The 13,737-nt window shown below is 31.1% G+C and carries 16 protein-coding genes; 5 read left to right on the forward strand and 11 right to left on the reverse strand.

The window, feature by feature from the left end; all coding sequences use genetic code 11:
* The first annotated feature begins 11 nt into the window (after positions 1–11).
* Positions 12–554, forward strand: a complete 543-nt coding sequence (locus RSE15_RS08265; RefSeq protein ID WP_324067428.1) for an RNA polymerase sigma factor — start codon at positions 12–14, stop codon at positions 552–554.
* Positions 551–2,200 (forward strand): hypothetical protein, encoded by a 1,650-nt coding sequence (locus tag RSE15_RS08270; protein WP_324067430.1) that lies wholly within the window; start codon positions 551–553, stop codon positions 2,198–2,200. The genes RSE15_RS08265 and RSE15_RS08270 overlap by 4 nt, the downstream gene beginning before the upstream one ends.
* Positions 2,201–2,291: 91 nt before the next feature.
* Here the strand turns inward: RSE15_RS08270 and RSE15_RS08275 are convergent, their stop codons facing one another.
* The gene (locus RSE15_RS08275; RefSeq protein WP_324067432.1) at positions 2,292–3,032 is read right to left on the reverse strand and encodes a lysophospholipid acyltransferase family protein; all 741 of its coding nucleotides are present in this window, start codon (positions 3,030–3,032) and stop codon (positions 2,292–2,294) included.
* Positions 3,033–3,139: 107 nt separating this feature from the next.
* Here RSE15_RS08275 and trpS point away from each other — a divergent pair, with 107 nt between their 5' ends.
* The gene (gene trpS / locus RSE15_RS08280; RefSeq protein WP_324067434.1) at positions 3,140–4,108 is read left to right on the forward strand and encodes a tryptophan--tRNA ligase; all 969 of its coding nucleotides are present in this window, start codon (positions 3,140–3,142) and stop codon (positions 4,106–4,108) included.
* Between the two features lie 59 nt (positions 4,109–4,167).
* Here the strand turns inward: trpS and RSE15_RS08285 are convergent, their stop codons facing one another.
* The 7 genes from RSE15_RS08285 to dprA all read right to left on the reverse strand — a co-directional run bounded on the left by RSE15_RS08285 (position 4,168) and on the right by dprA (position 9,817).
* Positions 4,168–4,377, reverse strand: coding sequence for a hypothetical protein (locus RSE15_RS08285; protein ID WP_324067436.1), 210 nt, complete (start codon positions 4,375–4,377; stop codon positions 4,168–4,170).
* Positions 4,343–4,807, reverse strand: a complete 465-nt coding sequence (locus tag RSE15_RS08290) for a hypothetical protein (protein WP_324067438.1) — start codon at positions 4,805–4,807, stop codon at positions 4,343–4,345. Before RSE15_RS08290 ends, RSE15_RS08285 begins: the two co-directional genes overlap by 35 nt.
* A 4-nt stretch (positions 4,808–4,811) precedes the next feature.
* The gene (locus tag RSE15_RS08295; RefSeq protein ID WP_324067440.1) at positions 4,812–5,432 is read right to left on the reverse strand and encodes a hypothetical protein; all 621 of its coding nucleotides are present in this window, start codon (positions 5,430–5,432) and stop codon (positions 4,812–4,814) included.
* Positions 5,433–5,463: 31 nt separating this feature from the next.
* Positions 5,464–8,037, reverse strand: a complete 2,574-nt coding sequence (locus RSE15_RS08300; protein ID WP_324067442.1) for a phosphoenolpyruvate carboxylase — start codon at positions 8,035–8,037, stop codon at positions 5,464–5,466.
* 155 nt (positions 8,038–8,192) lie between these two features.
* Positions 8,193–8,363 carry a GIY-YIG nuclease family protein gene (locus RSE15_RS08305; RefSeq protein WP_324067444.1) on the reverse strand — a complete coding sequence of 57 codons (171 nt, stop codon included), beginning with the start codon at positions 8,361–8,363 and terminating at the stop codon, positions 8,193–8,195.
* A gap of 27 nt (positions 8,364–8,390) precedes the next feature.
* Entirely contained in the window at positions 8,391–8,513 is a 123-nt protein-coding gene (locus tag RSE15_RS08310) for a GIY-YIG nuclease family protein (protein WP_324067446.1), read from the reverse strand.
* Positions 8,514–8,713: 200 nt separating this feature from the next.
* Positions 8,714–9,817: a DNA-processing protein DprA gene (dprA, locus tag RSE15_RS08315; RefSeq protein WP_324067447.1), complete on the reverse strand. Its 1,104-nt coding sequence runs from the start codon at positions 9,815–9,817 to the stop codon at positions 8,714–8,716.
* A gap of 284 nt (positions 9,818–10,101) precedes the next feature.
* Here dprA and RSE15_RS08320 point away from each other — a divergent pair, with 284 nt between their 5' ends.
* Both RSE15_RS08320 and RSE15_RS08325 read left to right on the forward strand, forming a co-directional pair.
* Positions 10,102–11,034, forward strand: a complete 933-nt coding sequence (locus RSE15_RS08320; RefSeq protein ID WP_324067449.1) for an HU domain-containing protein — start codon at positions 10,102–10,104, stop codon at positions 11,032–11,034.
* A gap of 94 nt (positions 11,035–11,128) precedes the next feature.
* Positions 11,129–11,641 (forward strand): acyl-CoA thioesterase, encoded by a 513-nt coding sequence (locus RSE15_RS08325; protein ID WP_324067451.1) that lies wholly within the window; start codon positions 11,129–11,131, stop codon positions 11,639–11,641.
* Between the two features lie 89 nt (positions 11,642–11,730).
* Here RSE15_RS08325 and RSE15_RS08330 read toward each other — a convergent pair whose 3' ends face one another.
* Genes RSE15_RS08330 through RSE15_RS08340 form a run of 3 tightly spaced genes read right to left on the reverse strand, consistent with a single transcriptional unit; the run spans position 11,731 to position 13,688 of the window.
* Positions 11,731–12,432 (reverse strand): hypothetical protein, encoded by a 702-nt coding sequence (locus tag RSE15_RS08330; RefSeq protein WP_324067453.1) that lies wholly within the window; start codon positions 12,430–12,432, stop codon positions 11,731–11,733.
* Positions 12,429–13,055: a hypothetical protein gene (locus tag RSE15_RS08335; RefSeq protein WP_324067455.1), complete on the reverse strand. Its 627-nt coding sequence runs from the start codon at positions 13,053–13,055 to the stop codon at positions 12,429–12,431. Before RSE15_RS08335 ends, RSE15_RS08330 begins: the two co-directional genes overlap by 4 nt.
* Positions 13,056–13,058: 3 nt before the next feature.
* Complete coding sequence (locus RSE15_RS08340) at positions 13,059–13,688, reverse strand: hypothetical protein (RefSeq protein ID WP_324067457.1); 630 nt, start codon at positions 13,686–13,688, stop codon at positions 13,059–13,061.
* Between the last annotated feature and the right edge of the window lie 49 nt (positions 13,689–13,737).

A 13,737-nucleotide genomic window follows, 5' to 3' on the forward strand; every position in this document is an offset into this window, starting at 1 on the left:
CATACAATAAATTGATTATAGAGCAACTTATACATGAATGTAGTAACAACAATACTAAAGCACAAGAGCAAGTTTATCGCTTATTAGCGCCAAAGTTGTTTTCTGTGTGTTTGAAGTATTCGCGTAATTATGAAGAAGCTCAAGATAATTTACAAGAAAGTTTTTTAATCATATTTGATAAAATAAACCAATACAAAAACTCAGGTTCATTTGAAGGTTGGGCAAAACGAATAGTAATTAATTATGTTTTACAACAATATAGAAAACAAAATGTTTTTGAAATTGTTTCAGAGAAAATTCCGGCTGAAGAGGAACTAGAAATTGATGATGATTCTATTAGTATTGAATTTTTAACAAAAATAATACAAGAGTTACCCGATAGGTATCGACTAGTTTTTAACTTATATGTTTTAGATGGATATTCCCACAAGGAAATTTCAGAAATGTTAGGAATAAATATTGGGACATCTAAATCAAATTTAGCCCGAGCAAAAGCTATTTTGAAAACTAAAATTGATGTAAATAGTAGTTTTGATGTAAAAAAAAGTAAATGAAAGAAAATAAAAATATAGAACGCTTATTTCAAAAAAAATTTAAAGATTTTGAGGCTTTACCGCCTGAAGATTCTTGGGATTTTATTGCTGATCGTTTACATAAAAAGAAGAAGAAAAGAATAATCCCAATTTGGTTTCAACTTTCTGGAGTTGCAGCCTCTATACTATTAGTTGGTGGATTAATTTGGAATTTTACAGCTCAAAATGAAACGGAACAATTGCCCGCTTTTGAGAATACTATTGTAAATGGTAAAGAAACAAATAATAACGAAATAAATTCAAAAACTAAATTTTCAACAGATGAATCTTTGGTTTATGATTCTAAAGAAAAAAACAACAAAAAAAATTCTTTAGAATCGGACCAACAAAACAATAACAAATCGAAAATATACAAAGAGAATCTTTTGAATAAACAGAATAAAATTAATTCTGGAAAAACAAATACGATCATTACATACAATGAATTAGAAAAAAATACAGATTCAAATTATAAAAGAAAAAAGAAATCAAATAACAATTTCAAACAACAACGTTTTGGTAAAGAAAATCCAGAAACAGTAGTGATTTCTAATACCAAAAAATCAACAACTAAAAGAAAGTCAAAATTCAAGTCAAATAAAAGTAATGTTGGTTTTGAAAATGAAATTTCAACTGATTTAATTGTTGCTGATAAATCATCGAAAGAACAACAAATCATGAAAAACGATATTGATACGTTTTTTGAAGAATCAACAACAAACAAAACATTTGTAACTAATAATGATTCTATAAACAGTGAAACAAACAATACTAATGTGCTTGCTTCTACTGAGATTATTTGTAAAGATAGTACTCTAATAGCCGAAGTTTTAAAAGAAACTAATCCGTTAGAGGAATTGCTTAAAGAAAAAGAGGTTGGGAAAAATGAAGATGAAAAAGAAGAAAAAAGAAGTAAATGGGCGATTAGCACTAACGCATCGCCTGTTTATTTTAATTCATTAGCAGAAGGTTCTTCTATTGATGAACAATTTAATTCGAACAGTAAAAACTACACAACAACTTTAAGTATTGGATTAGCCGGAAGCTACGCAATAAATGATAAGTTAAGCTTAAAAACTGGCGTAAACAGCATCAATCTTAGCTACAATACAAATGATGTTCTTTTTGAATCTAGAATGAGAGAAGTAGATAATAATATTCCAACTATCTCAAGAAATGCAAATGCATCTAATATGGTTTTTAGTTCAAAAAACGGAACTGTAAACGAAATATCTGGTGATGTAGAAAACGTAATTATTGATAATAATATAGGCGCTTTAAAACAAAACATCTCTTATATTGAAGTGCCACTAGAGCTTAGTTACAAATTAATTGACAAGAAATTTGGGGTAGAAATAATTGGCGGAATGAGTACTTTATTTCTGAATCAAAACAATATTTCTTTAGTAACTAATGGCCTTGAAATGGAAGTTGGAAGAGCAAATAATTTAAACAATATACATTTTAGTAGTAATGTCGGTTTGGGTTTTAAATACTCGTTCTGGAAAAGCTTTAATGCTAATTTCCAACCTATGTTTAAATACCAAATCAATACCTTTAATCAGAATTCTAGTAATTTCAAACCTTATTTCATTGGTTTGTATTCTGGAATTAGTTTTAGTTTTTAAGCTTGCGAAAAGTAAGTTTAAATTTTTTAGTTAAGTTGTTTCGTTTCTAGTTAAAACGAAACTGAGAAAGTCCAAATTCGTTTGGACTTTTTTATTTTAAATCGTTTTCCAATGGTTCTAAAATTAACTGACGTACTTGCTTCTTAATATCGTTTTTATCTTCTAAAGTTTTACCTTTCGTTTCAATTATTGGATAAATCTTAGCGCGCATTTTTCCGGGACTTCCACTGAAAAAAGTATAGGAAAAACGTTTTTTATTGTCAAAAAATACCATTGGAACTATTGGTAAGCCGTGTTCAATTGCAATTCTGAAAGCACCATCTTTAAATTCATCTAACACAATATGTTCTTCAGGCACACCACCTTCTGGAAAAATACAAATACTCAAGCCTTGCTGAATTCTTTTTTGAGCGCGTTCAAAAACAGCATATCTACTTTTACTGCTGCTTCTATCTACCAAAATACAAACGCGTTTATAAATAAATCCAAAAATCGGAATATTTGCTAATTCTTTTTTTCCAACAAATACAAATGGATGATTTTTAACTGCAATTAACATCAACATGATATCGGTCATCGAAGTATGATTGGCTACTAACATATAGCTTTTCCCTTCCTCAAAAACATCATCGCCTTCAATAGAATAATTAAAACCCATTCCAATTAAAATAATCTTAGACCACAACCTTGCTATTTTAAAAAATAGTGGATAGGTTTTCTCACTTAAAATAGTGGCAAAAATAAATGGAAATAATACTATAATTGGAACTAAAACCAAGATATAAAACCAAATTCGGTATAATAAAGTAAGTGGGTATTTTAAAAATTTCATCGGTTTTAAACTATTAGAATTTCAAAAGTAATGATTTTAATAAAACTTAGCCGTTTTACTTTTCCCTTTTTGCATTATGGTTTACATTTGCAAAAATAAGTTTAACAATGGCAAAAATTTTAACCGGAGTTCAAAGTACAGGAACGCCACACTTAGGAAATTTATTAGGAGCAATTTTACCTGCTATTCAAATGGCAGCAAATCCTGATAATCAATCGTTTCTTTTTATTGCCGATTTGCATTCGATTACGCAAATCAAAAATGGCAATGAATTAAGACAAAACACCTACAGTACAGCGGCTACTTGGCTTGCTTGTGGTTTAGATACTACTAAAGTTATTTTCTATCGTCAATCTGATGTGCCTCAAACAGCGGAATTATCTTGGTATTTAAGTTGTTTCTTTCCGTTTCAACGATTAACATTAGCGCATTCGTTCAAAGATAAAGCAGATCGATTAGAAGATGTAAATGCTGGATTATTTACTTATCCAATGCTAATGGCGGCCGATATCTTATTATATGATGCCAATATTGTTCCGGTGGGAAAAGATCAAATGCAGCATCTTGAAATTACTCGTGATGTAGCTTCGCGTTTTAACCACCAAATGGGTGAAACTTTTGTATTACCTGAAGGAAAAACAAGTGAAGAAACTATGTATGTTCCGGGAACTGATGGCCAAAAAATGAGTAAATCGAGAAATAATTTCATTAATATTTTTGTAGACGATAAAGCGCTTCGCAAACAAATTATGGGAATTCAAACCGATAGTACACCGCTTGAAGAACCAAAAAATCCAGACACTTGTAATTGTTTTGCATTATACAAATTGTTAGCGACACCCGAACAAACGGAAGTAATGAAAGCTAATTATTTAGCTGGAAATTACGGCTACGGTCACGCAAAACAAGCTTTATTTGAATTGATTGTAGAAAAGTTTGCCACCGAAAGAGAAAAATACAATTACTACATCAACAACCTAGAAGAAGTTGATAGATTATTACTTGAAGGTGCCGCAAAAGCAGGGGAAGTAGCTAATGGTGTTTTAAAAAGAGTGAGAGAGAAGTTGGGATATTAAAAACTCAAAGTTCATTAAAGAATAAAACCTCAAAGTTTAGACTTCTAAACTTTGAGGTTTTATTCTTTAATGATTTTTTCTATTTTCCATTTATCCTCTTTTTGTGAAAAATTACAAAATACGTTATAGTGATAATACATTTTATTACATTGAAAATAAGCTTTTCCGTTTTTGTGAATTAAAACCCTACTCAAACCAGAAAGTGGAAGATATTCATTATTTCTTACACTACCTTCAAAAGTGTCTTTGTAAGATACTAAAAACAACATCAATATTTGATTTTTCAAATTCCTTTACATTTAATTTTCGCTGAGGTAATGAATCAAATTCATACTTTAAATCTTGATCTAATGATGCATTTACCGAAAGTAACGTGTCAATAACAGCGTATTTATATTTTTTGAATTCATCTATTTTTTTGATAGAAGTTACAATTTTTTGTTTTAATTCTAACTTAAAAGTAATCCAATCCTCATCTCGTTTCTTATTTAATTGTTGAATCTTTTCTTTAGAAAATTTTAAACTATCAATTTCTAAAGGTGGAGGAAGAAAATTGTTTTCATTTTGATTTAATTCATGTTTTGCAATTTCTGGTAACACATCGCACAAAACTTCCGCTTCTAATTGTTCATAGGTTTTTTCTTTCTCGGCACAAGAAAACAACATTAATGAAATTAATAAAATTGTAGTATATCTCATAAAATTATTCTTTTATGATTTCTTTAACTACCCATTTATTATTCACTTTCTCTGAAACTACTTCAATTGAATAAGGCAAACAACCAAATGGATAAAGTTTAAAAAAAGCTTTTGTTTTCTTATCATCAAACAAAACTCGAGTAACGCTTGACAACGCTTTAATTTCAGAATCCTTTATAAATTCACCCCAGATAGCAATAGTATCATTTTCAAAAAATTTAACTTTGAGCGTTGAGTCTAATAATTCATTTGGTCGAAATTTTCTTTCCATTAAACTATCAATAGCAATATTATTTCTATTGATAGTTTTAAATTCTGATTTATTGATTGAAAACATCAGAAAATTTAAACCAACATGTATTTTGTGTTTCTCTCGAACTAATTTTTTAATTTCATCCGTTTGCCTTTCGATATCCTTAATAATGAAATCATTATCTAAAATAATTTTTGTTGAATCCGAACTTGGTGGAGGTGGAGGTGGCAAATTAATTTGAATAAATGGATATATAACTTCCGGTAACACATCGCACAAAACTTCCGCTTCTAATTCTTCATAGGTTTTTTCTTTCTCGGCACAAGAAAGTATAAAGAAAGAAAAAAATGTAAGTAGGATTAGTTTTTGCATAAATCTGAATTTATAAAATCAACAACAAAAACTAAGCCGAATTTCTACTTGCGTTAATATTTCCAAACAACGAGCGTGTTACTATTTTTTCATAAACGGCAATTAACTTTTCGTCTGGAGTTGGGCTTTCTCGTAACGCTTTAATTTTTAACAACGCATATTGTTGAATCGTTAATAAAGGAACCACCATTTTTTCACGCATTTCTATGGAAGCTTTTCCATCGGGATAGTTTTCCATTAATTCTTTGAAACCTGAAATTTTTAACAACAAGCGTTTGGTTTCTAAATATTCATTGTGAATTATGGTCCAAAAAGCACCAAATTCTGCATCGTTCTTCATATAAGCCGTTAGTGGAAAAAACGATTTGCTCAACGCCATCATACTGTTTTCTAGCAACGTTCTGAAAAATAATGAATGTTGGTATAAGTCACTTACTTCATGCCAACGGTTTTGTTCTTCAAAGTATTTTAAAGCAGTTCCCACACCAAAAAAACCAGGCACATTTTGCTTCAACTGACTCCAAGAACCTACAAACGGAATCGCTCGTAAATCATCTAAATTCAATTTGGCTTCTGCTTTTCTTTTGGATGGTCGGCTTCCGATATTCGTTTTTGCGTAATAATTCAACGTACTCATTTTTTCCAAATAAGGCACAAACAAAGGATGATTTTTAAAATCAATATATTTCTTAAAACTGATTTCTGCTAGTTGTTCTAAAATTGCATTTTCAGAAAGCGTTAATTCGTTTTGGTTGGTATTAAAAACCTGATTTTTCGCACCCGCACTGACTAAATTCTCTAAATTGTAGCGACAAGAATCCAAGGTTCCAAAATTAGAACTAATGGTTTGTCCTTGCACCGTTAATTGCAATTGCTGACTTTCAATTTTTGGTCCTAACGAAGCATAAAACTGATGTGTTTTTCCACCACCACGCGCTGGAGGTCCGCCACGACCGTCAAAGAAAATCACTTTGATGTTGTATTTTCTGGAAATTTCGGTCAACGCTTCTTTTGCTTTATAAATCGCCCAATTTGCCATTAGATAACCACCATCTTTTGTGCCATCAGAAAAACCTAACATTATGGTTTGCTGATTGCCGCGATTTTTCAAATGATTGACATAAACCGAATTCGTGTACAATTGTTCCATCACCGAATCAGCTTTGTGCAAATCTTCCACCGATTCAAAAAGTGGCACTACATCAACCGAAGGATTGTTCCAATCGCACAATTGAAACATCGCCAACGTTTCCATGACGTTCAAAGCACTTTCGTTGTTACTAATAATATAACGATTACAACCCAATTCTCCATTGTTTTCTTGAATCGTGCGAATGGCTTCAATAGAACTGATGGTTTCTTTCGTAATTTCATTGTCAAAATCTGAAGCTTTTAATTGAGCAGAAGCTTTAGACAAAATATCAATTTTTGCTGTTTCCGATAAATTAAAATAATCTGCTGGAAACAAACTTCTCTCTTTTTGAACAATGTCTTGAAAAACCATTTTGTGAATTTTACTGTTCTGACGAATGTCTAAAGTCGCAAAATGAAATCCAAACAAATTAACTTTATTCAACAACAAATCCACTTCGTCCACATAAAGTGATTGGTGTTTTTCAACAATGATATTCTTTATGTTGTGCAATTGCGATTTGAATTCCTCCAAAGAAATAAAAATTTCCCCTTGCGAATAAAAAACGGAACGATATAATTTGTTTTCTAATTCGGCAATAATTACATCAACACCGGTAAAGGTTAATTTTCTTTTCAACTTTCGAACATCCGTATAATAACATTTTAAAATTGAAGTTCGTAAACGTTCAGCAACTTTCAGGGTGATTTCGGTAGTTACAAACGGATTTCCATCTCTATCGCCACCCGGCCAAAAACCCAAATTGAGTACATCATTTTTAAGTTCGTTTCCTTTGAAAATGTTTTTTTGAAGATAGTGCGCCATTTCGCTTGCCGTAGGATAAAATACGTTTTCCAAATACCAAACCAAACTTACAGCCTCATCAAAAGGTGTCGGTTTTTCTTTTTTGAAGAAAGGTGTTTTGCCTAATTGTGCCAACAAATCTTTAATTACAATATGATTGTTAGCTTTCAAAGCTTCCGTCAAATCGGTAATAATTCCTAAAACCGAACCCGGATAAAACTGTGTTGGATGTGCGGTTAAAACTGTTCTAACTTTGAAATTTTCTAAAAATTCTTTCAGTTCTTTGGTTTTTCCTTCCGATTCTGCCGTTTCTTTAATAGCTCGAAGCGAACTTTTACCTTCCATATTATTTACAATTGGAAAAGCCGCATCTTCAATCGCATCAAAAAGCACCACTTGTCGCTCCACATATTGAATAAATCGAAACAATAAACTGATTTTTTCAGCTTCAGAAGGATTATCTAAATATTTATTAACAAAAGTTTCAAAAATCTCCGCTGGACTTTGTTCGTTTCTATAACCGCTTTCACAAACTTCAGAAAATAAAGGTAACAAAACACCGGTGTTATTAATCTCGTTAAAAGGCAACGTGATGAAAACACTGTTGTAAATGGTATATTTTGAAGCAACATTTTGTTGGAAGCGTTCAATTTTAGGAAGCGTGTACATGGTTTTTAAATTTGTACTAATTTACGAGTTTAAAATTAAAATAAAACACATGTTCTCCCGAACTTGTTTAAGAATCTCTTGTCTAAACAAAATGAGAAGCTGAAACGAGTTCAGCTTGACAAACTGTATAATATGTTTATTTACTCGATTTTCTGTCATCCTGAACTCGTTTCAGGATCTAATGGTTTCCAAAGATTCTCCCAATTAGGATTAGACGCTACAATCAAATTAATTTTCCATTGTCGATGCCAATTCTTTAATTGTTTTTCTCTTGCAATTGCATGATTTATAAACTGAAATTCATCGAAATAAACTAAAATTTTCAAATTATATTTCGAAGTAAATTTACTTCCTTATTCATTTACATGTCGTTCCATTCTATCATCTAATCCATCTGTTACACCTATATAAAGTGTTTCTTTTGGTTTGTTGGTGAGAATATAAACCCAATAATTATGATATGTTCTATATGGCATTTTTGTTTTGTTTTATCATCCTTAACCTGTTTCAGGATCTATTAACTTTTAATTATTGAGAAGCTGAAACAAGTCCAGCTTGACAAACTGTATATTATTATTTTTTAAACTTGACTTTCTGTCATCCTGAACTCGTTTCAGGATCTAAGTATTTTAAAATTTAGAGAAGCTGGAACGAGTTCAGCTTGACAAGAAAACTTTTAAACCACCTCAAACATTTTTCCAGGTAAAGGTCTAACTACACCTTTTAATTCCATATTTAACAAAATAGAAGAAATCCGATAAATAGGAAAATCACATTCTAAGGCAATAATATCCATCATTTCTTTGCCGGTTTTTTGAAGGTAGTCGTATATAATTTGCTCTTCATCGGTTAAGGAAATGAACAATTGTTTTTGTACCGCTTTTTGCGATTCACGCTGTAATTCCCAATTTAAAATATAGACCAAATCTGCTGCGGATGTGAGCAAATTGGCGCGTTGAGTTTTAATCAAATTATTACAACCTTGACTGAATTTATCGGTCGTTCTTCCTGGAACTGCAAAAACATCTCGGTTGTAATCGTTGGCTAAATTGGCAGTGACTAATGAACCGCCCCTTTCGGCACTTTCAATAACAACAGTAGCTTCGCTAATACCCGCTACAATACGGTTTCGTTTGATGAAATTTTCTTTATCAGGATTGCTTATGCTCCAAAATTCGGTTAAAAAGCCACCGTTTTGTTCCATTTTTGCCATGTACTTTTTGTGTGTTTTCGGATAAATTTGATTCAAACCATGAGCCAAAACACCGATGGTTTGCAAACCACAATCCATTGCCATTTGATGGGCGTAAATATCAACGCCATAAGCAAAACCGCTAACAATAATAGGGTTTAATGGTGAAATTTCTTCCATCAATTTTTTAGTAAATTCCATTCCATAAGTAGTAATTTGACGTGTGCCAACAATACTAATAATTCTTCTGTTTTGTAAATCGATATTTCCCGCTTGGAATAAAAGGACAGGACTGTCGTAACAATGTTTTAATCGTTCGGGATAATTTTCATCTTGAAAATAAGTTGTGGAAATATTTTCTTGTGCGATGAATTTGAGTTCGGCTTCCGCTTTTGCAAATACCGATTTGTCTTGTAAATTTTTAATTACAACCGAGCCAATACCGTCAATTTTTTGAAGTTGGGATTTTTTTGAAGCGAAGACTTCTGTAGCGTTTCCGCAATGTTGGAGGAGTTTTTTGGCGATTACATCTCCTACTCCTTCCACTTGCATCAACGCAAGCGTGTGGTATAATTCTGACTGTGTCATGGCGTGTATAAAATTTATTTGGCGTATAATTGAAGAACAAAAATAGTTCTTTTTAGCAATAATCCAAAAAAGAAAATGGAAACCTAACTATCCCGAAGTTTAGGTACTGATAGGAGCGGCACCATGTAAAGCGGACAGCAGCCCTTCGACAAGCTCAGGATGACGAATGTCAAACAAAAGCCACAAACACTTTATTTCCAATTATTTACAGTAAAAATTACAATTGTTAATAATTTTTGTTGATAAAATTTTGATATTGCTATTGATTATCTAACTTTGTTGTTATGCAGATAGAAAAACACATATCCGACTTATTATATCGTTATCAGTGCGTTACTGTTCCTGGTTTTGGTGCTTTTTTAACCGAAACTGTGTCGGCTCACGTTACTGGAAGTGCTAGTTCGTTTTTTCCGCCTAAAAAAGTGGTTTCGTTTAATGCGAATGTAAAAAACAATGATGGTTTATTGGCAAATCATGTGGCATTGCAAGAAAAAATGTCATACGAATTAGCGGTAATCAAAATTAATGATGTGGTGAACGAATGGACGTATTTGTTACAAAATCGCAATCATTTGGTGTTAAAAAATATTGGCGAAATTTCAGTAAATAATGAAATGAATTGGGTTTTTGAACCAACTAATACAGTTAATTACTTAACAGATTCTTTTGGTTTAACCCCTTTTGTTTCTCCTGAAATTACAAGAGAAGTTTTAAAGAAAGAAGTGGAAGCTTTAGAAGAAAAAGCGCCAATTATTTTTACTCCTGAAAGAAAGAAAGATTACTCATATTTAAAATATGCCGCTGTTTTTGTGGTGATGTTAGGTGTTGGTGGTTTTGGTTACAAATCTTATTACGACCAACAAATTACTAATGAAACTTTATTGGCTGAGAAAAACGTACAAGAAAAAGTACAACAACAAATTCAGGAAGCTACTTTTATGCTTTCCAATCCGATTCCATCGGTAGAATTGGCAATTGTTGAAGAAAAAATGCCTTATCATTTGGTGGCTGGCGCTTATAGAAGCGAAGAAAATGCTAATAAAGCGATTGCAGAACTTAATGCTGCTGGTTTTGAAAATGCTAAAATGCTTCCGTTAAATAAATACAAATTATACCCTGTAGTATATGGAAGTTTTAAAACACTAAACGAAGCACAATCAGAACGCAGAGCGATACAAAAATCACATAATGCAGAAGCTTGGTTGTTGATCGACTAAAAGCAACATTGCATAAAAAGTATTAAAATCCCAGTTTTGGGATTTTTTTATGCATTTTATTTTCAATTTCCTCATTATCTTTGCAAAAAAAACAATGCAACCAAAATTTCCTTCAGAATCCGTAACTACTTTAACCGATTTAGTTTTACCAGGTGAAACGAATCCATTGAACAATTTATTTGGTGGAGAATTATTAGCTCGTATGGATAGAGCTGCAAGTATAACCGCTAGAAGACATTCCCGTAGAATTTGTGTAACGGCATCGGTAAATCACGTAGCGTTTAACAGAGCTATTCCTTTGGGAAGTGTTGTGACTGTTGAATCTAAAGTATCGAGAACTTTTAACACTTCGATGGAGATTTTTATTGATGTATGGATTGAAGACAGAGAATCAGGAATTAAAAATAAAGCCAACGAAGCCATTTATACTTTTGTAGCGGTTGATGAAACAGGAAGACCAATACCCGTTCCACCAATTGAACCAGAAACAGAATTAGAAAAAAAACGCTATGCGGCGGCATTAAGAAGAAAACAATTAAGCTTAGTGTTAGCTGGAAAAATGAAACCAAGCGAAGCAACTGAATTAAAAGCGTTGTTTATGGAATAATATCTTGGTGTTGTCAAACTGAACTTGTTTCAGTTTCTATCTCTTATAATCAAGATTTTGAAACAAGTTCAAAATGACAAAATCAGAATTTAATTGGCATTTTCTAATGCATATTCTGGATACGTTTCTTTTAAGTATTCTTCTGCTTTTGATGGGATAATTTTAAGAATAATATAACCCAACAAGAATAAACAAACTACGGTTACACTAACAATTATTGCTGAAATTATTCCATATTGAGCGGTTTCTTCTATTCGTAATCCAAACTGAAGTGGTAATGGAATGAACCCAGTGAATGAACCTAATCCAAAAATAATATCTTTATACAACCATTTTTTACCAGAAAGCTTAGCCTCTTTCTTGTTTTTTCGTGACATTTTTACAATTCCTATCCAAAAAAGGAAAGTAGCCAAAACAAAAATTGAAATTACAATTAAGTTAGCTCGTTCAAATTTCAACATCAATTGAACTAAAATTCCAAAAGCAGCAGCCGTTCCTATAATTTTAGGAATCGTAAAAAACGATTTGAAATGTTGCCAAACCAATTTATTGTATTTTTTTCCTAAAGCTGCTTGACGTTCTTCTACAACAGTCATAAACCCAAAAACCCCAAATTTTTTAAATTCTACTTGTAACGCATCTTCAAAGGAAATTTTTGGATTTTCTTTCCATTGTGTTTCAATTGAATTAGCCAAATGATCTACTAATTCTGTTTGTAAATCATACCATTCCAAGTAATGTTGACGAGTGAATTGGTATAATCGGTCTATTTGTTCTGGTGTGAGTTTCATTGGAATAAATGTTTGTTTTTTTGGTTAAATTTCAAAATCTGAATTATAAAATATACCAAATAAGCAAATAATAAATAAAAGAAAATAGCCATAACAAGATTTGATGGAGATTTACTACTATAGCCAGGGAAAAAGAAAATCTGCGCATAATAAAGCAAACCTAAAAGCCCACCAGCCTTTTCAATTACATATAATCTTTCTTTTAAATATATGTAAAAATAAAATATTTGAAAAAGAGCAATAGAAAGAATTATTGTAAAAAATAAATTATTAATTGAAAATGATTCAGAAAAATAATAAGTAACGTTAATATTATCAAAAAAAACGTAAAACAAGATTCCGATAAAAATCATAATTGGATGAAGTAAAAACTTTAAGAAACTTAGAATCGTATCTTTTGAATAAACCGACCATAATTTATTCCCTTTCAAAATTTCTTTTTTATTCACCACCATATAACTTTTGAAAGCATCGTAAAAATCTAAATTTTCAGCTTGCATTGTATATTCTAAAGCAGTTGCCACATGGTCGAGTATTTCCATACGAATGTCGTAATAAATGACTTCGCTGTTTTTTAGATAATTATCTATGAATTGGATGTTTTGTGTTGTGAGTTTGAACATAAATCATCTGTTATATAATATGTTATTATATTTTTTTTCATGTCTTTTCTTTGAAGAAAAATAAAAAAAGTAATACGATAAGTTAATTGTTAAGTAAAAGGAGAAAATAGGAATCCATAACAACGTAACTATTTCTCTGATTATATAAATACCGCCAAAAACATACGAAACAATAATTAGATTAGTTATACCAACTAAGCTTGTTAAATCTGTTGAATTATTTTTAGACAACAAAAAATTATACAACAGAATCATTGTAATCGGTGTGGGTAATATTATTGGAATAATGTCTAAATATTCTAACACAAACTCTTTGTTTTTTGTATGATTCAAAAAAACAATAATAGCATTTATCATTAGGAATAAAAAGAAAAAACTTAATGAAAAAAGCTTGTTAAGAAGCTGTTTGCATCCTTTTTTATAATCCGATTTCATATGGCTAACAAACATTTGTCTTATAAAAAATTCCTTTTCTTCGTAGAATTTTGGAAAAACAACCTCAAAATCTCCCTCCAATATTTCCAACTCGGAAGAAATATGGTCAATAATCTCAACCCTTAAATCTATATAGTTTATTCTATCCTTGATCAAAGTGTTGTCTATATGTTTGATGTTTTCTGGTGTGAGTTTCATAATAATTGATATTTCCTAACAAATTGTTGATGTTTTATAAAATAATATA

This window comes from Flavobacterium sp., assembly GCF_035195345.1.
Taxonomy (GTDB): Bacteria; Bacteroidota; Bacteroidia; order Flavobacteriales; family Flavobacteriaceae; genus Flavobacterium.

Coding starts and splice junctions, on each gene's coding strand:
- dprA (WP_324067447.1), bottom strand. CDS start 9,817: ATGACACAGTCAGAATTATACCACACGCTTGCGTTGATGCAAGTGGAA.
- RSE15_RS08285 (WP_324067436.1), bottom strand. CDS start 4,377: ATGTTGTTTTTAGTATCTTACAAAGACACTTTTGAAGGTAGTGTAAGA.
- RSE15_RS08270 (WP_324067430.1), top strand. CDS start 551: ATGAAAGAAAATAAAAATATAGAACGCTTATTTCAAAAAAAATTTAAA.
- RSE15_RS08275 (WP_324067432.1), bottom strand. CDS start 3,032: ATGAAATTTTTAAAATACCCACTTACTTTATTATACCGAATTTGGTTT.
- RSE15_RS08340 (WP_324067457.1), bottom strand. CDS start 13,688: ATGAAACTCACACCAGAAAACATCAAACATATAGACAACACTTTGATC.
- RSE15_RS08290 (WP_324067438.1), bottom strand. CDS start 4,807: ATGAGATATACTACAATTTTATTAATTTCATTAATGTTGTTTTCTTGT.
- trpS (WP_324067434.1), top strand. CDS start 3,140: ATGGCAAAAATTTTAACCGGAGTTCAAAGTACAGGAACGCCACACTTA.
- RSE15_RS08335 (WP_324067455.1), bottom strand. CDS start 13,055: ATGTTCAAACTCACAACACAAAACATCCAATTCATAGATAATTATCTA.
- RSE15_RS08325 (WP_324067451.1), top strand. CDS start 11,129: ATGCAACCAAAATTTCCTTCAGAATCCGTAACTACTTTAACCGATTTA.
- RSE15_RS08310 (WP_324067446.1), bottom strand. CDS start 8,513: ATGCCATATAGAACATATCATAATTATTGGGTTTATATTCTCACCAAC.
- RSE15_RS08320 (WP_324067449.1), top strand. CDS start 10,102: ATGCAGATAGAAAAACACATATCCGACTTATTATATCGTTATCAGTGC.
- RSE15_RS08330 (WP_324067453.1), bottom strand. CDS start 12,432: ATGAAACTCACACCAGAACAAATAGACCGATTATACCAATTCACTCGT.
- RSE15_RS08295 (WP_324067440.1), bottom strand. CDS start 5,432: ATGCAAAAACTAATCCTACTTACATTTTTTTCTTTCTTTATACTTTCT.
- RSE15_RS08300 (WP_324067442.1), bottom strand. CDS start 8,037: ATGTACACGCTTCCTAAAATTGAACGCTTCCAACAAAATGTTGCTTCA.